Below are 20,902 nucleotides of genomic sequence, written 5' to 3' on the forward strand. Positions count from 1 at the left end.
ATGGGCGTTGCGATTACCGGAATGGGCATAATTTCTGCAATTGGTCATTCCGTTGCAGAGAGCAAGACGTCTTTATTGGCTCCAAAAAGTGGCATTGGTACGCTAAAGCATATTCAAACCAAACATTCGGATCAAATTAAAGTTGGTGAGATTACGCTTTCAAATGCGGACTTAACCACACAATTGCAACTTCCCAAAGACCACAATTATACCCGTACCGGTTTATTGGGACTTTTTGCGGCTAGAGCAGCTCTCCAAGATGCCCAAATCAGTGCTATTTCCGAATACCGAACAGGACTCATATCAGCCACTACTGTTGGCGGGATGGATATGACGGAACTCTATTTAAAACAATTTGCAACCGACCCTGAGGCACAAAAATACATTCAGAGTCATCACGCGGGAGATTCCACTCAAAAAATAGCGGATGCCCTTAACATCACGGAATTTGTAACTACTATCAGTACAGCATGTTCATCTGCCGCCAATGCGATTATGTTGGGTGCGCGCTTAATTAAAGCTGGAAAATTGGATCGGGTTGTGGTAGGTGGCACGGATGCCTTATCAAAATTTACCATCAACGGATTTAAAACTTTAATGATCCAATCTGATGACCATTGTGCGCCATTCGATGCCAATCGTAAAGGTTTGAACCTTGGAGAAGCCGCCGCCTATTTGGTTTTAGAATCTGACGACGTGATTGCAAAAGAACAAAAGCAAGTATTGGCCTTTCTCTCTGGATACGGCAATGCCAACGATGCCTTTCATCAAACTGCATCCTCTGAAAATGGCGAAGGTGCTTTTTTAGCGATGACAAAAGCGCTAGAATTGGCGCGACTAACTCCTGAACACATCAATTATATCAATGCCCACGGCACCGCAACCCCAAATAATGATCTGTCTGAAAGCGTTGCCCTGCAGCGGGTGTTTGGAAGCCATGTTCCTGATTTTAGTTCTACCAAATCATTTACCGGGCATACCTTGGCAGCGGCTGGCGTGGTTGAAGCCGTTTTTGCAATCATCGCCCTACAAGAACAAACTATTTTTCCAAATCTAAATTTTAAGTCGCCAATGCCTGAAACGGGATTAAAACCAGTAACTTCAGTAGTCAAAATAGAGGTGCAACATATCTTGTCCAATTCGTTTGGATTTGGAGGCAACTGCTCCACACTTATTTTTTCGAAGGCATGAAAAACGTATATCTCCATAGCGCCGTCAGTATTTCAGCTCAAAACACCTTTGATAGCGACGGATTTTTGGAAGATATGAAACCTATCTCAGGAAGTACAGTGCCTGCACAATATCCAAATTATAAAGATTTTATAGCACCAATGGCCTCGAGACGTATGGCAACGGGTGTCAAAATGGGTGTTTCAGCCGCAAGTAAAGCACTGTATAACGCACAATTGACGCAACCCGATGCCATCATCACCGGAACAGGAATGGGCTGTATTGAAGACACCGAAAAATTTCTTAATTCCATTATTGGCAATGCGGAAGAATTTTTAACCCCTACCGCTTTTATCCAATCCACCCACAACACGGTTGGCGCTCAAATTGCCTTGGGACTTAAATGTAAAGCTTACAACAACACCTATGTGCATGCTGCCTTGTCTTTTGAATCGGCATTGTTGGATGCACAATTACTATTACAACAAGAGGAAGCAAAACATGTTTTAGTGGGCGGTGTTGACGAACTGGGCACCGAAATTATCAGCCATGTACGACACATGGAAGATGCTAACACTAATGGTATTCAAGTGCCGTTTGGGGAAGGCGCTTCGTTTTTTGTGGTGTCTTCAGAAGCAAAAGCCATTCAATTAGTGGATATGGACATTTGTAGTACTGCTTCGGAAAACACGATACAACAAAAATTAAATGGCTTTTTAAATAATAATGAGGTTCAAGCGTCTGATATTGATGTGTTGATTGCCGGTAGAAATGGGGATGTTTTTGATCCCTATTACGACAGCATCTCTACATTATTTAAAAACCCCACTGAACTTCACTACAAACACTTGATTGGCGAGTTTTATACGGCGTCATCTTTTAGTTTATGGACCGCTTTTAGAATTCTGAATCGTCAGCACATACCAAAACCTTTAATTTATAAAGGGGAGACGAAATCTAAAATCAGTACCATTTTACTTTACAATCAATTTAAAGGACGCGACCATAGTTTTATCCTATTAAAACGATGAAAAATTTCAAAATGACCAGTTTCGTAACCATAAGCCTGTTTTTGCTCTTGGTCATTCTCGATACGACCGTCGGGATCGCACTGTGGTGGTATATATTGTTATTAATCCTTTGGTTTTCAATAATAGCCTTAGCGAGTTTTAATATGAGTTGGGGTTTTTATGTGACAGCGTTTACTTCAAATAAAAATATATCCAAAAAGAATGTCGCCATTACTTTTGACGATGGCCCAAACCCGGAGTTTACCCTTAAAGTATTGGATATTCTGAAGCAGTATAACGCCAAAGCCACCTTTTTCTGTATTGGTGAACATGTTGAAAGGTATCCAGAAATTTTCAAAGCTATCGTTGCTCAAGGTCACGATATTGGAAACCATTCATTTTCTCACGAATTGATGATCGATTTTAATTCGGCAGAGAATTGGCTCGATGAAATCAAACAAACCGACAATACCATTCATAAAATTACGCGTAAAAAACCAACGCTCTTCCGTCCGCCATTTGGTGTCACCACTCCCAAACTGGCGCAGGCATTAGCAATAACTGAACATCAAGTGATTGGGTGGAGCATTCGGTCCTTCGATACGGTGACCAAGAACCCAGAATTCATCGTTAAACACATCACCAAACAGCTTAAACCAGGCGCGGTTATTTTGTTGCACGATAAACAAACCAACGTTTTGCCTGTTTTGGAACATTTATTGCAAGTTCTCCAAAAACAAGCCTATCAAGCGGTCACAATAAATGAACTTCTCAATGAAAATTAAACAGTATCTTTTCACTTTAACCTTAACCATTATGTTTGCGTTTAATGGGATGGCACAAACAAAACTGACGGCATCTGAACAAACAGAATTCAAAACAAAGGTTGAAAACACGGCAAAAAGCACCCAAACCATTGTCAGCGATTTTACCCAAACCAAACATTTAAGCGTGTTGGACAATGTCATTTCCTCTGAAGGAAAGTTGGTGTATAAAGCGCCAAACCTGGTCAAATGGGAATATGTCAAACCGTATCAAAATATTGCTATCTTTAAAGATGATCAACTCCTGGTGAACAATGAAGGTAAAAAAGATAAAATCGACTTGAGCTCCAATAAAATCTTTAAAAGTTTAAACACACTCATTGTCAACAGTATTAAAGGCGATATGTTTGATGAGACTCAGTTTGATTTGGCCTATTTCAAATTTGAAGAAGGCTATTTGGTGACATTTGTTCCGAAAGACAAGCGTATGAAAAAGTTTATAGCGTCTTTTGAACTTAAATTTTCTAAGTCTGATGCGGAAGTCAAAGAGGTGAAATTGATTGAGCCAAATAATGATTATACCTTAATAACCTTCGCCAACCGTAAAATAAACACACCAGTTTCTGAGAATGCTTTTATAAATTAAAAACCTCACGCGACGATCTAAAACGCCATGCTATTACAACATTTCTACACTATCGTTGCGTCTCAATCGATTGAACCGCAGTCTTTTGAAACAACCGTGACAATTCAAAAGGAACATCCCGTTTTTGAAGGCCATTTTCCCAATTTCCCTGTAACTCCTGGCGTTGCCATGCTTCAAATCATCAAAGAACTCACGGAAAACCATCTGCAGCAGTCCTTATTTTTAAAATCAGCATCCAATGTCAAGTTTTTAGCCGTGGTTGACCCCAATGTCAATGCCAGCTTAAAATTTAACATTGCTATTCAGGAAGACGGGCAACATATCAAGATAAAAAATAACACTTCTTTTAAGGACGGAACACCAGTTTTGAAATGTAATGTTACCTTTGTCAAACGCTAATCACGGTCCTGATCAATGACGCCTTCTGAAATCCAATCCAAAATAGAATCTTATCGCTGTTGTGTGGTCCTACCCACATTTAACAATGGGAAAACTTTAGAACGGGTAATCACTGGCGTTTTAGAATACACTGGAGACATTATTATCGTTAATGACGGTTCAACCGACGGGACAGCAGAAATTTTGCAAAAGTTCCCACAGACCATTCAAATCCATCTATCTCAAAATGTAGGTAAGGGCAATGCCTTAAAAACGGCGTTTAAACATGCTGTTCATTTAGGATTTGTCTATGCGATTACTTTGGACACGGACGGACAACATTTTCCATCAGACATTCCCAATTTTATCGAGGCTCTTGACACTTCAGAGAACAAAAAGGTGTTGATGATTGGCGACCGCAACATGAATAATGCGGATGTTTTGGCGACAAGTGCGAAAGGCAATCGCGTATCTACGTTTTGGATGAAAGCCGCTACAGGACTGGAACTTCAAGATTCACAATCCGGATTTCGATTATATCCCATAAAGGAAATGTCCTCCATACAATTTATGGATTCCACCAAAAAGTTCGAATTTGAAATTGAGGTGATCGTCAAATCGTATTGGGCAGGAATTGACATTATGCATGTACCTATTCAAATCCTCTATGACTTAAATGAGCGGGTCTCGCACTTCAGGCCATTCAACGATATTGCCAGAATGGTGGTGCTTTACACCTGGTTTTTACTTGTAAGAATAGTCTACATCATCCCCCGAAACCTTATTAGGAAACTAAAAAAAAAAGGACTAAAACGATTCTTTCTTGAAGATTTTTTAAGAAATCAGGATTCGCCTAAAAAGAAAGCATTATCGATCGCACTAGGTATCCTTTTGGGATTATCACCACTTTGGGGCTTTCATACCGTCATTGTCATTTTCTTAGCAATTTTACTCAGACTTAATAAAGTAATAGCCTTTGCTTTCTCTAATATTAGCTTTCCACCATTCATTCCATTAGTTCTTTTATTGAGTTTACAAGTAGGAAATTGGGTATTAGGCATTGAATCCCATTACACGTTGGAAGGCATTCAAGAGAATTTTGATTTGATGCAACATATAGAAGCCTACCTTGTGGGCAGTATTGTACTATCCACAACCTCCGCAGCCATCTTTGGTGTGTTAGGATACTTATTTTTCTCAATCATCGATCGAAAAAATGTGCTCACCCATGGCTAAGTTGTTCTATAAATTATACAATAGTATTCAAAGACGCAAATCAGTCTTTGTAGTAGGGCTATGTGTTGTTTTTGGAATGCTTGTTTGGATGGCTTCTACGCTAAAATTTGACGAAGACATCTCCAAGTTGATTCCATCCAATTCTGAAAATGAGCAACTCCAAAAAGTTTTAAAAACGGTTCAATTCGCAGATAAAATCATTGTTAATATTGAGAGGGAAGACAACGGCTCTACGGAAGATTTAACCGATTATGCCACACAATTTTTAGATTCACTTTCTGAGCGTTCAAGTAATTACGTTAAAGACATCCAAGGGAAAATAGAAGATGAAACCATTTTTGAAACCTTAGATTTTGTTTACACTAATGCGCCGCTCTTTTTAAGGGAAGCAGACTATAATCTACTCGCAAACAAATTACATCCTGATTCTATTGCCAAAATCACCGAGAGTAATTACAAAACATTGATTTCACCTTCTGGGATTGTTGCCAAAAAAACCATTGTTAAAGATCCGTTAGGAATTTCTTTAATGGGGATCAAACATTTGGAACAACTCGGGATTTCTGACGCGTTCACCCTTAAAGATGGATTTTTAGTCAGTAAGGATGAACAGCACATCTTGCTATTTATCACCCCAGAATATCCGAGCAGCAATACTAATGAAAACGGCATTTTTTCAGCGCAACTCTACCAACTACAAGAGGAATTGAACAGCGGCTATTCCAGCAAAGTAAAAAGCTCTTATTATGGGGGAACGCTCATTGCCGTGGCCAACGCACAACAAATTAAAAGCGACATTCAACTGACCGTCTCCATTGCGATGGTGTTACTTATGGCTGTTTTTATTCTTTTTTATAAAAAGTTGACCATTCCGATCATTCTATTTGTGCCCACAATTTTTGGTGGTTTATTGGCCATTACGACATTATCCGTCATTCGTACGGAGATTTCTGCCATTTCCTTGGGAATTGGCGCGGTGCTTCTGGGCGTCACGCTCGATTATTCTCTGCACATCCTCACCCACATTCGGAACAATGAAACCGTTAAGGAACTGTTTGATGGCGTTTCAAAACCGATTTTAATGAGCAGCTTAACCACTGCTTTAGCATTTTTGTGTTTATTGTTTGTCGATTCGCGAGCGCTTCAGGATTTAGGGATTTTTGCGGCAATTAGTGTCATAGGAGCTTCTATTTTTGCCCTCATTTTTATTCCACAAGCCTATAAGGGCAGTTTAAAAGGCGATTCAAAGTCTACAATTTTAGACCGAATGGCGTCGTATGACTTTCATAAAAACAAACTGGTCATCGGCGGTATTGGAGCGCTACTGCTGTTAAGCGCATTTACCTATCATCGGGTGGACTTCAATAAAGATATTTCAAACCTAAATTTTCAACCGGAACGGATCAAATCTGCGGAAGCGGAATTGGACAAACTCATCAACATCTCCTCAAAATCCTTATACGTGGTGGCTTTTGGAACCGATGAACAACTGGTTTTAGAAACGAATGATAGTATCTTTAGAACCCTTCAAAAACTGGAGCAGCAACAAGAGCTTATCAGTTACAATTCAGTGGGTGCTTTGGCGGCATCAGATAAAACCCAGCAGGAACACATTGTTACTTGGAACCACTTCTGGACGCAAGAACTCAAGAAACAAACCCAAGCTGAGCTGATTAAAAACGGCACTACTTTCGGATTTAAACACTCGACGTTTCAAGAATTTTATGAGCTTTTAGATCATGATTTTCAACCGCTAACTATCGAAGCGTACACAGACATCAATGTGATTCCCATCGACGATTTTATCGCAAAAGATGGTAATTTCATGACTGTTTCTTCAGTAGTAAACGTGGAAAACAACAAAATTCAAGAAGTAAAAGACGCGTTTAAAAATTCGAAAAATACTCTCGTTATCGATCGTCAAGCCATTAATGAAACCTTATTGGGACATCTCAAAAACGATTTTAATAAGCTCTTAGGCTACTGTTTAATTGCGGTGGCGCTGTTATTATTGCTGTTTTATAGAAATCTGAAATTAACGCTGGTTACCGTCATTCCAATTACCATCACTTGGCTGGTCACCATTGGGATTATGGGCCTGTTCCATTTGGAGTTCAACATTTTTAACATCATCATTTCCACCTTTATCTTTGGATTGGGCGTAGATTACAGTATTTTTATGACCAACGGCATGAAATCAGGAGTTGCATCTATGACCACGCATAAAACCTCTATCATTTTATCCGTTTTGACTACAATTTTGGGCGTTGGCGTTTTAATTTTTGCGAAACATCCTGCCTTACATTCGTTGGCAAGCATCTCTATAATTGGTATATTGTCAGCAATGTTCATTACGTTTACGATTCAGCCATTGCTATATAAATTTCTTATTTTAAAACCGAAAAATGGGAACGATTAAAACCACACCAATCACCAAAGTAAAATCCATCAGCAAAGAAGATTTTATTGAGCAGTATTTTAAGCCTCAAAAACCTGTCTTAATTGAAGACCTCACCAAAGACTGGCCTGCTTACGAAAAATGGAGCCTAGACTATATCCAAAGTTTGGCGGGAGATCAAATTGTGCCTTTATACAACAATGAGCCGACTAAAGGACGCCAAAACTCGGTGGTGCCAGCAAAAAAAATGAAGCTGTTAGACTATATTGAAATCTTAAAAACGCAGCCTACTGACTTGCGTATGTTTTTCTTTAACGTCCTTCAAAAAATGCCCGTGTTGCTGAATGATTTCAGTTACCCCGACATTGGTTTAAAGTTTTTTAAGAAATTACCGGTGATGTTTTTTGGAGGTAAAGGCTCTAAAGTTTTGGCACATTATGATATGGACTTGGCCGATTTGGTGCATTTTCATTTTCATGGCCATAAGCAAGTCACGCTTTTTGCGCCAGACCAAGCCAAGCATCTCTATAAAGTACCTTTTACGGTCCATAATCTAGAAACGATTGATATGGACCATCCTGATTTTGAAAAATATCCTGCTCTGCAATTGGCAGAAGGGATTTCGGTAGAAATGAAGCACGGAGATGCCCTGTATATGCCTAGTGGCTATTGGCATTATATTACCTATTTAGATGGCGGATTTTCCATCACCCTCCGCGCTTTTCCAAGAAAAGTAGGACGTTTGGCCAAACTATTTTCCAATATTGTCTTTATGCGAACCTTTGAAAACGTGATGCGTCGTACCGTTGGGCAAGGTTGGGTGGATTATAAAGAAGATCAGATGGTCAAGCGCATGAACAAAAATTACAAGAAAAAGCATTCAGATGCCTAAGCATCCTTTCATACAAGTTCTTTTCTGCGGACTGGCGACACTTTTTTTGTCGTCTTGTGGCATTCGGAAATCGCTTAACAATCTCCCCGATGTTAGCATCTATAACGCCTCTATTCCCGAGCGCATTAAAGTCAATGATTCCACTTATGTTGTAGGCAACAGTTTTCTGACCAAGAACAAACAAGGTATTTGGGAACTTTATGTGGAAGGCGATGCGCTGGAGCGTGGCCTCATATCAGGTCGTTTATCAGAAGAGATCATTTATAAACAAGAAGGCGTTTTTTTAGATAAAATTGAGAGTTTGGTGCCTTCTGAAGGGCAGCAGAAATTCCTGAAAAAGTTTCTTTCTTGGTACAACCGCAAAATGTACAAACATATTCCGGAAGAATTTAAAGCAGAGATTTATGGGATTTCACGTTATATGTCTGATGATTATGATGCCATTGCCACACCGTATTTAAGAGCTTTATACCTCCATGGCGCCCACGATATTGGGCATGCATTACAAGATTTAGCCTTGGTAGGCTGCACCTCTTTTGCGGCTTGGGATGAAAAAACCGAAGACGGCCAATTGCTCATTGGTAGGAACTTCGATTTTTATGCGGGTGATAAATTTGCAGAAGATAAAGTGGTCTCGTTTATAAATCCTGACCAAGGTTATAAATTTATGTCCATTTCTTGGAGCGGTTTTATAGGCGTGGTTTCTGGGATGAATGAAAAAGGATTGACCGTGACCATAAATGCTGGGAAATCTAAAATTCCGTTAGTTGCCAAAACACCAATTTCCATCGTGACACGTGAAATTTTACAATACGCCTCCACCATTGCCGAAGCCATTGCCATTGCCAAAAAACGCGAGGTGTTCGTGTCTGAAGCCATTATGGTAGGCAGCGCGATTGATCAAAAAGCCGTGTTAATTGAAGTTTCGCCGAAAAACTTTGGGGTTTACGAGGTCGAAAATTCTGATGAATTGATTTGTTCCAACCATTTTCAAAGTGACGCCTATAAAAACGACCGTCGCAATAGAAAGACCATCCAAAATAGCCATTCCCAATACCGATACGATAGAATGCTGCAATTACTGGAAGAAAAAGATAAAATGACTCCTGAAAAAGCCGTCTCAGTGCTACGAAATAAAGATGGTTTAGATGATAAAGCTATCGGATTGGGTAATGAGAAAGCCCTAAATCAACTGTTGGCACACCACGGTATTGTGTTTAAACCTGAAGAGCTCAAGGTTTGGGTGTCCGCAAATCCGTACCAGTTGGGTGAGTTTGTGGCTTATGATTTGAACACCGTTTTTAACCACAGAAACGGTAATCCTTCCACAGTAACGGTGTCCAATGCAGAATTAAATATACCTAAAGACCCATTTTTGGAAACTGATGCCTATAAAAATTACGAAGCGTATCGTGTTTTAGAGCGAAAGGTGGAACATCTCTTAAAGGATAAAGAAACAATAGATGAAACCGCACTGCAAAAGTTGTCGGAATTAAATCCAAACTATTGGAAAGCCTACTATCTTGCAGGGCTCTACCATTATGAGCACCAAAATTATGCGATAGCACTCAAAAATTTTGAAACCGCTTCCACCAAGGAAATCACAACAATTCCTGATGCTGAACAAGTTGCAAAATATATTAAAAAATCAAAACGAAAACTCAAATGATTCCTGATATCGAAACCAAATCTACCGCTGAAATAAAAGTCTTTCAGGAAACCCAATTGAAGCTTACTTTGGATTATCTGTCCAAAAATTCCCCTTTTTACAAGCGGCATTTTGAAACACATCAACTTTCGATATCAGAGATTCAAACCCTTGAGGATTTGACAAAGATTCCCGTCACCACAAAGGACGACTTACAACAATTTAATGACGATTTTATTTGTGTCCCAAAATCTAAAATCATTGATTATGTCACTACGTCTGGCACTTTAGGCGATCCTGTAACCTATGTATTGACTGATGCCGATTTGGAACGTTTGGCCTATAACGAAGCGATTTCATTTGCGTGTGCGGGTGTAAGTTCGGGAGACACTTTACAGTTAATGACCACCATGGACCGTCGTTTTATGGCGGGATTAGCTTATTTTTTAGGCGTCCGGAAAATGGGTGCCGGGATTATTAGGGTTGGCGCCGGAATCCCTGAATTGCAATGGGATTCCATTATAAAATTTCAACCCACTTACCTCATCGTGGTACCATCGTTTTTATTAAAAATGATTGCATACGCACAACAGCACGATATTAATCTCGATACTTCTGGAATTAAAGGCGCCATTTGTATTGGAGAAGCCATCCGAAATGAAGATTTCACCCTCAATACGTTGGGTGAAAAAATCACCGAACATTGGCCAATCGATTTATTTTCGACCTATGCCTCTACTGAAATGAGTACCGCCTTTACGGAATGTGATGCACAACAAGGCGGACACTTGCATCCTGAACTCATCATTGCGGAGCTTTTGGATGAACACAATACCCCTGTAAAAGAAGGTGAAACGGGAGAATTGACCATCACCACCTTAGCTGTTGAAGCCATGCCATTGCTGCGTTTTAAAACAGGCGATATGATGAAAGCGCACCACGCAGCTTGTCAATGTGGAAGAAACACTCTGCGCCTTGGACCAATTGCAGGACGACGAAAACAAATGATCAAATATAAAGGCACTACTTTATATCCACCAGCTATGGAAAATGTCCTCAATAATTTTAATGCCCTGGAGAGTTTTGTTATTGAAATTAGTCACAACGCCATTGGCACTGACGAAATTTTAATTAAAATCGCCTCACATTCGCCTTCAGAACTACTATTAGGACAAATTAAGGACCATTTTAGAGCCAAACTGCGGGTCACTCCAAAATTGGAGTGGTGCGACAAAAAAGAGATTGACGCTTTGCGCTTCCCAAAATTAAGCCGAAAACCAATGCTGGTTATTGACAAACGAAAATAATACCGTAATTTTAAAGGGATCATGACTCATAAAAACAACATCTTAAATAGAGCATCTAAAAAACCAATCCTATGGGACGCTTTTTATAATGCCACCGGAATTCAAAAACCTTTGGTCATCTTTTGTCATGGCTACAAGGGGTTTAAAGATTGGGGTGCGTGGGATTTGGTAGGGGAAGCATTTGCTCAGGCCGATCTATTTTTTGTGAAATTCAATTTTTCGCACAATGGCGGCACCATGGAGCAACCTATTGATTTTCCCGACTTAGAAGCTTTTGCCGAAAATAATTATTCAAAGGAATTGGAAGATTTAGAGGATCTGATCAATTTTTTTCGCTCCACTTCCAATCCTTTTCAAGCTGAAATTGATCCTAATAAACTGATATTGATTGGACACTCTCGCGGTGGCGGCATTGTTACCATTAAAGCTACAGAAGATGATCGGATCACGAAAGTGATCACTTGGGCAAGTGTAAGTGATTTTGGGAAACGCACAGCCACCTCTGGCGAACTGGAGCAATGGCAAAAAGACGGGGTGAAATATGTTCTCAATGGCAGAACTAAGCAGCAAATGCCTCATAACTATCAGTTTTATGAAGATTTTAAAGCGAATGAATCCCGTTTAAACATTGAAAAAGCAGTTAAGAAACTTAACATTCCGCATCTCATCATTCATGCAAAAGACGATCCCTCAGTTGCGTTTAGCGAAGCTGAAGCCCTGCACTCTTGGAATACTAAAAGCATACTTTTTCCAATTGAAAACAGCGACCACGTTTTTGGCGCCTCTCACCCTTGGCAACCGGAAGTTCTTCCGGCTCCCTTGGAAAAGGTCGTTCAGAAAAGTACGGCATTCATTAGGCCATAATTAGTTATTACCAACATTGCAGTCAACATTAATCTTAAATGGATACGTTTAAGTTTTAAACAATTTATAATATGCAGACTTTTTCAAATCTTTAGTATTTTTGACAAGTTTTTTACAATGCAAACACCACATTTTTATGATAAATAACGCTTTCAAATTTTCAGTGAATAAGATGTTGCTGCTTATATGTATTGCTACAGTTACGGCTTGTGCAACCTACAAACCACAATCTAAAATAGCATTACAGTCAGACACCACAAAAAAACCAATCCATACGTTTTTTGTAGCTGGCGGACTTGGCACTGAAGCGTCAGATGCGAATCCGGAACTTCAAAAATTGTTAAAGTCTTATTTAGACAAGGCTGAAAAAGAAAGCACCCTATTGTATACTGGCGATTATATCCCGAAAGATGCTAACAAAAGCACCCGCGAAACCTACATCAAAGCTCAAGTAGACATTGCTAAAGATTTTAAAGGGCATACGGTGTTTACCCCTGGCCATCATGAGTGGAGCAGCAATGACACTAAAGAAATTGAATGGGTTGAAGATTATTTAAAAGATAACAAGATTAAGAATTTTGAAGTACAGCCCAACAATGTATGTCCTTTAGAATATGTTGAAGTCAATGAAACCTTGGACATTCTCTATGTCGATTCTAACTGGTTTTCTATCAATTGGGATCACGTAGATGGCATCAATGAAAAATGTACTGATATCAACACCAAAAGACGCTTTAACGAGGAATTTGAAGGATACATTAAAGATTCAAGAGGTAAAAACCTTTTGATTGTTATGCACCATCCACTTTTTAGTAATGGGAAATATGCGGGCAAACGTACGTTTGGAGAAAGCATGGTGCTTCCAATACTTGGACCTATCGTAGATGAAATTCAAAATTTAGGCGGCTTTTCTAAGCAGCAAGCCAATTCACACCGTTATAATTATTTACGGACCGTGGTGAGTTCTTTGGCACAGGATAATGATAGAGTGACTATTGTTTCTGGCCATGAAGAAAGTTTACAATATTTAGCCAGCAACAATATTCGACAAGTCATCAGTGGTTCTTTAGGATCACGTACAGGAACTAAATTATCGCCAGGCACCATCGCCAATGTTGGGGGCTCTTTGGATTTTGAAGGGAAATTTAGCTATGGTGAGAAAGGATTTGCCATTATCAATTATTATGAAGATGGATCATCTGACGTGAAGTTCATTACAGAAGCAGACACCTTCGCATTTGATATGAACGACAAGTTTCCAGAAAAAGAAGCAGAATACCCAATTCCATCCTTTACAGAAACTACCAAAACAGTACCAATTACAACCGATGAACAAAAATTGGATAAATCTGGTTTTTACAAATTTATTTGGGGAGACCGTTACCGCAGTTATTTTGGAAAGCCTGTAACTGCTGATATTGCAATCTTAGACACTTTATATACAGGTTTAAAAATCACTCAAAAAGGTGGTGGACATCAATCGTATTCAGCCCGTCTTGCAGATGCTGAAGACCGAGAATACGCTATGCGAGGTCTCGAAAAGGATGCGCTTAAATTTTTGCGTTTCAAAGTACCTGGAGTGGCTTATGTGGAAGAAGACTTTAGGGGTTCTTTTCCTGAAACTGCAGTCTATGACTTCTTTACCACAACCCACCCTTACATGCAATTGGTCATCAATCCGCTAGCAAAATCAGCAGGTGTCAACCACGCCAACACGCAATTATACTATTTGCCAAAACAGCCTGGATTTAAATTTTTAGGTGATAATTATGGCGATCAACTGTATTTTATTGAAGAGCGACCAAGTGATGAGCAAAAAGATTATGAAGGCTACAACCGTTCAACGCCTAAGGAAGACGGAAAAATAGTCAACTTTGAAAGTACGACTGACGTGCTTGAAAAATTAAATGAGGACGAAAAATATACTATTGACCAGCGTGCTTACATTCGGGCGCGATTGTTTGACATGCTTATTGGCGATTGGGACCGTCATTATGACCAATGGCGTTGGATGGAATATGAAATCAGTGATGATGACGTGCGGTTTATCCCTATCCCAAGAGATAGAGATGCTGCCTTTTCAAAATTTGATGGTGTTGCCATTCCCATCATAAAAATGTTATTGCCAGACGTTCGTTTTTGGCAATCTTATGACACCAATATTAAAAATATCAAATGGTTTAATGCCGAGGGTAATAACCTAGATATGGCCTTTTTAAATAAACACGATGCCTCTGTTTGGGTAGAAGAAGCCAAAAGCATTCAAGCCAACATGACTGATGAGGCCATTGACCAAGCATTTACAAGATTACCTGTAGAAGTTCAGGATGATGCTTCAGAAGACATTAAAAATAAATTAAAAGGCCGTTTAAAGAATCTCGATGACATTGCCAAGCGCTACGGCGACCGCATGCAGCAAGTTGTGGTTATTCACGGTACGCATAAAGATGATAAAATTGAAATTACACGACTTCCACAAGGAAAAACCAAAGTGGTCCTAAAACGCTTAAAAACGGATGCCCCCAATCCAGTATTTTATGAGCGTACCTTTGACAGAGACGCAACTAAAGAACTTTGGATCTATGGTTTAAATGATGACGATAAGTTTGTCGTTTCAGGTGAAGGCGACCGTGAAATTATGATTCGGTTAGTTGGTGGTTATGGTGATGATGTTTTTGAAGTAAGCAATCGTAAAAAACTAAAAGTGTATGATTGGAAGCATGAAAAAGCAGTATTCACTGATAAAACACCTTCTAAACAATTTACACAGCTTTATGAAACCAACACTTTTATTTACAGAGAGTTTATAGAAAACTCCAATGTATTCTTCCCAAATATTGGATTTAAAACAGATGATGGTTTATTTATAGGAGCAAAAGACACCTATACAAACCACGGTTTTAATGGTGAAGATTTTAGATACAAGCATTTCTTGTCTGCTAATTACTTCTTTAATTATGGGGCTGTAGAATTGGAATATGCCGGCACATTTGCCAACATTATTCCGAATTGGAATTTTGAAGCTCAAGGCTATTATACAAGTGCAAAATTTGCCAATAACTTTTTTGGGTATGGCAATGACACCGCCTATGATGAAGACGCCGTAGGTAAAGACTTTAATAGAGCACGGGTAGAACAATTGGAGTTAAGAACAGGAATAGCTTATAGAAGTATCCATTTTCATGCCCTATTTGAAAACTATAAAGTGGAGAACAATTTAGACCGAATGTTCAATACCACTGATTTTAATGAACCTGCCGTTTTTGACAATCAAAATTACATAGGTGCTGAGGCTGATATATTATATGAAAATGCTGACGCCAGGGACTTTCCAACACGCGGACTTTACTTTAATGCCGTGCTTGGCTACAAGAAAAACTTAAAATTGGATGATAACCAATTTGGATATGCAACCTTAAAGTTGGGGTTTGATAAGAAATTGATTCCTTCAGGAGATCTAGTGTTAGGTTCTAAAGCAGAGATCAGCACCAATTTTGGAGATGACTTTTTATTCTATCACGGACAATCTATTGGTGGCGACACCGGATTGAGAGGCTATAGAAACGAACGTTTTACCGGAAAAACATCGTTTTACCACAGTTCAGATTTGAAATTGCGTTTAAAAGAATATGTTACAGCAATAACGCCAATTACCATCGGAATTTTTGGTGGTTTTGATTATGGTCGTGTGTGGATGCCTGAACAGAATTCAAATACCTGGCACAACTCCGTTGGTGGTGGCTTTTGGATTGGTAGCCTAAATGCATTTTCAGTAAATGCGGGTTATTTTGTGTCTGAAGAAGATGCCATTTTACAAGTTGGCTTAGGCTTTGGTTTTTAATTAATCTGCTTAAATAGACGTTGCTATGAGTTTTGAAATCATCCTTGTGTTTATCATTCTAGGAGTTACCATTCTACTCTTTGCAACAGAAGCTTTGCCCATTGATAAGATAGCATTTCTTATCATTGTGGCATTAGTTTTATCCGGGTTGACCTCACCAGAAGAGGCCATAAGCGGATTTTCAAGCCCGGCAACCATCACCATATTGATGCTCATGATTTTGGCCATAGGTCTTGAAGACAATGGGGTTATTGATCTCTTGACCCAATCTATTAAGAGGTTAAAAATTTTGCCAGTGGTCTTGATGGTGCCGATATTTATGCTCATATCGGCATCCATTTCAGCCTTTATCAGTACTACTGCTGTGGTGGTCATCTTTATAAAGATAATTGCACAGCTCTCTGAAAAATATAATTTTTCATCCCCCAAACTACTTATGCCCATCTCCTTTGCCGGTATTCTAGGAGGCAGCTGTACACTGATGGGAACCTCAACCAACATTTTGGTAAATTCAGTAGCTAAAAAGTTAGGTGCAGAACAGTTTTCATTCTTTGAATTCAGCATTTATGGTCTTATCCTTTTAGCCGTGGGGGTAGTTTTTATGACCATTGCCAGCAGATGGTTACCAAAGGCCAATAATGAGGGACTTATTGACACCTTTATAGACAACACCTTCCTATTCACCTTAACGGTTAGGGTAGAATCGAAACTTATTGGGACTGCTATTTCTGATGCTAAGTTTTATAAAAACCCTGATATACGTGTTTTAAAACTTATTAGAGATGATATTGTCAATGACAACCCTGGCCCTAATACAACGTTGAGAGCTCATGATAAGTTGGTGGTATTGAGTGATGTTAAAGCCTACGCTTCAATTTCCACAAGTGAGTTCGCGCTTACTGCTGAAAACGAACTATACTTTCCAGATGAAACAGATCCTAAGGAAGAAAAGAAAAACCCTTTTAGTTATATTGAATTGCTCATTCTTCCAGGCTCAGAATTTATTGATAAATCATTTTCTGAAATAAAAAATATGCTGTATAATGTGGCGCGTCCTTTGGGCATTCAGAACAGAAGACAGTTTCAAAAAGGCATGCGTTTAAATTTTCCAAAGTTTATAAAGAATACCAATTTACAAGCGGGAGATAAATTACTTTTAAAGGCCAAACAAGATGAAATTGAGCACTTATACTCTTTAGACAATGCGCTTGTCTTAAGACATCATGAGGAAGATTACAACATCAACCCTTACAAACGGGCCATAAGTTTATTTGCTTTGGTTATGGTGGTAGGATTGGCTGCAAGTGGTATTTTAACCATCCTTACAAGTACCCTAACTGGCGTAGCTTTGTTGTTGATTACGGACTGTATCAACCTATCAAAGATTTACAAAAAAGTCAACTGGCAGATCATTTTTTTATTGGCAGGTATGATTCCGCTGGGCATTGCGATGAACAACTCCGGCTCAGACATTTGGATATCAGAGGTGTTATTAGACTTGCTTACCGGTCAAAACAACATCATTATTTTAGGAGTGCTTTTTGGTATCACCATGATCATGAGTGGGTTTATTTCCAATAACGCCACTGCGGTAATTATAACACCAATCGCCATTACCCTCGCTGCCGGATTGGACTTGCCCGCAAAGCCGTTTATCCTTGCCGTGATGTTTGCCGCTAACTTTAGTTTTTTCACCCCTATGGGCTACCAAACCAATACGCTCATTTATGGAACCGGGGCTTATAAATTCAGACACTTCTTAATAATTGGCGGATTATTGTCCATTATTTTATTGGTGGTTGGTACACTTTTATTATCCACAATGCTCAAAACAGCGTAGATCTCATCATCTGCTTTCAATTGGGCTATGATTATAATACTTCAGACCCTTGTTTATTGCGATATTCTAAAGCCAGCGTTCCATAATTTCGTTATTCAGTAAAAATCTAAAATATGTAAACTGTTACGCTTAGCTTTAGTAATTTTAAAGATTCTAAATAAATTTCACATCATGTCCACACAGCCAAAATTAACACGTTTCAATCAAAGTGTTTTATCAAAATATCAAATCTACAATGGTATTTTCATGACCTTGCCTTTTGATGCCGTAACTAAAACCGGTGTCTTATTGCCCTTATTTCATGAAACTTGCCAAAAAGGTTTCAAGGCTGGCGAAGACCCCACCTCCATTGTCAATTCATTTTTCAAAAAATACCAAGCGCGCCGCACTCCAGAAAGTCAAATCAATCTGTTGTTTCGTTTTATTCAATATATAGAACGCCAAGTCGTCCTGTTCGATGCTATTGAAGACGCTGCATTCCCGAATGTCAACAACATGGACGGGATTGGAACTTTAAGGAGTTTAAAAGAAAGTGCTACCGCTGAAAACAAAATGGAACTGCTCCAAAAATATTTGGAAGAATTTAAGGTGCGTATTGTTTTAACCGCCCATCCTACGCAATTTTACCCAGGATCAGTTTTGGGTATTATTACAGATTTGACCGAAGCTATTAAAGAAAATGATTTGCTTCGCATTAACGATCTATTGGCACAATTAGGAAAAACCCCATTTTTTAAACATAAAAAACCAACGCCTTATGATGAAGCGATTAGTTTAATCTGGTATTTGGAGAACGTTTTTTATAAGTCATTTGGAGACATTTATGATTATATCCAACAAAATATTTTTGATGGTAAACAGATTGACAACAACATCATCAATATTGGTTTTTGGCCAGGTGGAGATAGAGACGGAAACCCTTTTGTAACCCCTGAAATTACCCTTAAGGTTGCAGTACGTTTAAAAGAAACCATAATTAAAAATTACTATCGCGACGTCAGAAGCCTCAAGCGTAAACTCACGTTTTCAGGTATTGAAGAGCGTATGTCAGTCCTTGAAAAAGAGCTGTATGAACTCATGATTGGCAATCCTTCTGATTTGACATTAGAAAGTTTTAAAGCAGAATTAATTTCAATTAAGGAGGTCATCATTAAAGACCACCAATCCTTATACCATTCAGAAATTAACAGTGTACTTAATAAAATACATCTATTTGGGTTCCACTTTTCAACCTTGGATATCCGACAGGATAGTCGCGCCCACGAGAAAGTATTTACCGATTTGGTAGACACTTTATTGGCAAATGGCAGTACTATTTTTCCTAAAAATTATTTCGAGCTTTCCGAAAACGAACAGGTGGACGTGCTTTCAAAAGTTGAAGGCAAGATTGACTTATCTTTAATCACAGATGAAGAAACACTTAAAACTTTAGAAACCATGGAAGCTATTAAAACCATTCAAGAAAACAATGGTGAACAAGCTTCAAACAGATATATCATTAGTAACAACCAAAGCACGCTGCACGTTATGCAACTGTTTGCCATGTTAAAATTGGTCGCATTTCACGACAAATTAACTGTAGATATTGGACCTCTTTTTGAAACCATTACAGATTTAGAGAATGCTCATTTGGTGATGGAAGACCTTTATACAAATCCTGCCTACAGCGCACATTTAAAATCGAGAGGCAACAAGCAAACCATCATGCTCGGCTTTAGTGATGGTACCAAAGACGGTGGCTACTTAATGGCCAATTGGGCTATTTATAAAGCTAAAGAACGGCTTACCGAAATTTCTCGTAAATACGATGTAACCGCTATTTTCTTTGATGGTCGTGGTGGCCCTCCTGCTCGTGGCGGTGGAAAAACACATAATTTTTATGCGTCCTTAGGACCAACTATTGAAGACAAAGAAGTACAATTAACCATTCAAGGGCAAACCATCAGTTCTAATTTCGGAACGTTGGATTCGTCACAATACAATTTGGAACAGTTGATCAGTTCTGGCATTCACAATAGGTTAAGTGATACTGATTTGCGAATGAAATCCGAAAACAGAGAGGTTATGGGTAATTTGGCAACGTTGAGTTATAAGGCTTACGCCGACTTTAAAGCGCATCCAAAATTCATTCCGTATTTAGAGAATATGAGTACCTTAAAATATTACGCCAAGACCAATATTGGCAGCAGACCTTCCAAACGTGGAAAAGCTGAAGGATTGGTATTTGAAGATTTAAGAGCGATTCCGTTTGTAGGATCATGGAGCCAACTCAAACAAAACGTTCCTGGATTTTTTGGTGTGGGGACAGCATTAAAACATTATGAAGATTCAGGCGAATTTGAAAAAGTACAACAGCTTTTCAAAACCTCAAACTTCTTTAAAACACTGATAGAAAATAGTATGATGTCGCTCTCAAAATCGTTTTTTGATTTGACAAAATACATGGCTGACGATCCTGAATACGGAGAATTTTGGAACATTATCCACGATGAATATGTCATCACCAAACGTTTGATTCTTAAATTAACAGGCTATACGGAATTGATGCAGGAGGAACCAGCCGGTAAGGCTTCCATTAGTGTAAGGGAATCCATTGTATTACCCCTTTTAACCATTCAACAATTTGCCTTGAAAAAAATTCAAGAACTGGAAAAAGAGTCGCCTAAAGACGATGCACAAATAGCAGTCTACGAAAAGATTGTGATGCGTTCCTTATTTGGAAATATTAATGCAAGTAGAAATTCGGCTTAATTTAATAAGAACCAAGACCGCTTCGCTGTTGGAATCAAGAACAACGATTTAAACGGGAGCATTTTAAAAAAAATGTTGATATAAGAAAAACCCTCAACAGTTAAAATGTTGAGGGTTTTTTATTGAAATTAAACGAATAGTTTTACATTATCAAAAG

The 20,902-nt window shown here is 38.9% G+C and carries 14 protein-coding genes; all 14 read left to right on the forward strand.

What is annotated here, in order from left to right:
- On the forward strand, positions 1–1,191 hold the full coding sequence (locus JEM65_RS02640) for a beta-ketoacyl-[acyl-carrier-protein] synthase family protein (protein ID WP_199597000.1): 1,191 nt from the start codon (positions 1–3) through the stop codon (positions 1,189–1,191).
- Complete coding sequence (locus JEM65_RS02645; protein ID WP_199597001.1) at positions 1,188–2,201, forward strand: beta-ketoacyl synthase chain length factor; 1,014 nt, start codon at positions 1,188–1,190, stop codon at positions 2,199–2,201. Before JEM65_RS02640 ends, JEM65_RS02645 begins: the two co-directional genes overlap by 4 nt.
- Positions 2,198–2,965, forward strand: coding sequence for a polysaccharide deacetylase family protein (locus tag JEM65_RS02650; RefSeq protein WP_199597002.1), 768 nt, complete (start codon positions 2,198–2,200; stop codon positions 2,963–2,965). Before JEM65_RS02645 ends, JEM65_RS02650 begins: the two co-directional genes overlap by 4 nt.
- Positions 2,955–3,590, forward strand: coding sequence for a LolA family protein (locus JEM65_RS02655; RefSeq protein WP_233530494.1), 636 nt, complete (start codon positions 2,955–2,957; stop codon positions 3,588–3,590). The genes JEM65_RS02650 and JEM65_RS02655 overlap by 11 nt, the downstream gene beginning before the upstream one ends.
- A gap of 27 nt (positions 3,591–3,617) precedes the next feature.
- A complete protein-coding gene (locus tag JEM65_RS02660) occupies positions 3,618–3,989 on the forward strand; it encodes a 3-hydroxyacyl-ACP dehydratase (protein ID WP_199597003.1) in 372 nt (123 codons plus the stop codon).
- A gap of 15 nt (positions 3,990–4,004) precedes the next feature.
- Positions 4,005–5,204, forward strand: coding sequence for a DUF2062 domain-containing protein (locus JEM65_RS02665; RefSeq protein ID WP_199597004.1), 1,200 nt, complete (start codon positions 4,005–4,007; stop codon positions 5,202–5,204).
- Complete coding sequence (locus JEM65_RS02670; RefSeq protein WP_199597005.1) at positions 5,197–7,623, forward strand: MMPL family transporter; 2,427 nt, start codon at positions 5,197–5,199, stop codon at positions 7,621–7,623. Before JEM65_RS02665 ends, JEM65_RS02670 begins: the two co-directional genes overlap by 8 nt.
- A complete protein-coding gene (locus JEM65_RS02675) occupies positions 7,610–8,494 on the forward strand; it encodes a cupin-like domain-containing protein (protein WP_199597006.1) in 885 nt (294 codons plus the stop codon). Before JEM65_RS02670 ends, JEM65_RS02675 begins: the two co-directional genes overlap by 14 nt.
- Positions 8,487–10,163, forward strand: a complete 1,677-nt coding sequence (locus tag JEM65_RS02680; RefSeq protein ID WP_199597007.1) for a C45 family peptidase — start codon at positions 8,487–8,489, stop codon at positions 10,161–10,163. The genes JEM65_RS02675 and JEM65_RS02680 overlap by 8 nt, the downstream gene beginning before the upstream one ends.
- On the forward strand, positions 10,160–11,449 hold the full coding sequence (locus JEM65_RS02685; protein ID WP_199597008.1) for a phenylacetate--CoA ligase family protein: 1,290 nt from the start codon (positions 10,160–10,162) through the stop codon (positions 11,447–11,449). The genes JEM65_RS02680 and JEM65_RS02685 overlap by 4 nt, the downstream gene beginning before the upstream one ends.
- A gap of 21 nt (positions 11,450–11,470) precedes the next feature.
- A complete protein-coding gene (locus JEM65_RS02690; RefSeq protein ID WP_199597009.1) occupies positions 11,471–12,313 on the forward strand; it encodes an alpha/beta hydrolase family protein in 843 nt (280 codons plus the stop codon).
- A 136-nt stretch (positions 12,314–12,449) separates the two neighbouring features.
- A complete protein-coding gene (locus tag JEM65_RS02695; protein WP_199597011.1) occupies positions 12,450–16,154 on the forward strand; it encodes a ShlB/FhaC/HecB family hemolysin secretion/activation protein in 3,705 nt (1,234 codons plus the stop codon).
- A gap of 25 nt (positions 16,155–16,179) precedes the next feature.
- Entirely contained in the window at positions 16,180–17,994 is a 1,815-nt protein-coding gene (locus JEM65_RS02700) for an SLC13 family permease (RefSeq protein ID WP_199597012.1), read from the forward strand.
- 171 nt (positions 17,995–18,165) lie between these two features.
- The gene (locus JEM65_RS02705; protein ID WP_199597013.1) at positions 18,166–20,745 is read left to right on the forward strand and encodes a phosphoenolpyruvate carboxylase; all 2,580 of its coding nucleotides are present in this window, start codon (positions 18,166–18,168) and stop codon (positions 20,743–20,745) included.
- The last annotated feature ends 157 nt before the right edge of the window (positions 20,746–20,902 follow it).

Source organism: Gelidibacter salicanalis (assembly GCF_016469035.1).
Classification (GTDB): domain Bacteria; phylum Bacteroidota; class Bacteroidia; order Flavobacteriales; family Flavobacteriaceae; genus Gelidibacter; species Gelidibacter salicanalis_A.

Bases quoted from the DNA above. Each gene is read 5' to 3' on its own strand.
- JEM65_RS02640 (WP_199597000.1), top strand. From the start codon at position 1: ATGGGCGTTGCGATTACCGGAATGGGCATAATTTCTGCAATTGGTCAT.
- JEM65_RS02645 (WP_199597001.1), top strand. From the start codon at position 1,188: ATGAAAAACGTATATCTCCATAGCGCCGTCAGTATTTCAGCTCAAAAC.
- JEM65_RS02650 (WP_199597002.1), top strand. From the start codon at position 2,198: ATGAAAAATTTCAAAATGACCAGTTTCGTAACCATAAGCCTGTTTTTG.
- JEM65_RS02655 (WP_233530494.1), top strand. From the start codon at position 2,955: ATGAAAATTAAACAGTATCTTTTCACTTTAACCTTAACCATTATGTTT.
- JEM65_RS02660 (WP_199597003.1), top strand. From the start codon at position 3,618: ATGCTATTACAACATTTCTACACTATCGTTGCGTCTCAATCGATTGAA.
- JEM65_RS02665 (WP_199597004.1), top strand. From the start codon at position 4,005: ATGACGCCTTCTGAAATCCAATCCAAAATAGAATCTTATCGCTGTTGT.
- JEM65_RS02670 (WP_199597005.1), top strand. From the start codon at position 5,197: ATGGCTAAGTTGTTCTATAAATTATACAATAGTATTCAAAGACGCAAA.
- JEM65_RS02675 (WP_199597006.1), top strand. From the start codon at position 7,610: ATGGGAACGATTAAAACCACACCAATCACCAAAGTAAAATCCATCAGC.
- JEM65_RS02680 (WP_199597007.1), top strand. From the start codon at position 8,487: ATGCCTAAGCATCCTTTCATACAAGTTCTTTTCTGCGGACTGGCGACA.
- JEM65_RS02685 (WP_199597008.1), top strand. From the start codon at position 10,160: ATGATTCCTGATATCGAAACCAAATCTACCGCTGAAATAAAAGTCTTT.
- JEM65_RS02690 (WP_199597009.1), top strand. From the start codon at position 11,471: ATGACTCATAAAAACAACATCTTAAATAGAGCATCTAAAAAACCAATC.
- JEM65_RS02695 (WP_199597011.1), top strand. From the start codon at position 12,450: ATGATAAATAACGCTTTCAAATTTTCAGTGAATAAGATGTTGCTGCTT.
- JEM65_RS02700 (WP_199597012.1), top strand. From the start codon at position 16,180: ATGAGTTTTGAAATCATCCTTGTGTTTATCATTCTAGGAGTTACCATT.
- JEM65_RS02705 (WP_199597013.1), top strand. From the start codon at position 18,166: ATGTCCACACAGCCAAAATTAACACGTTTCAATCAAAGTGTTTTATCA.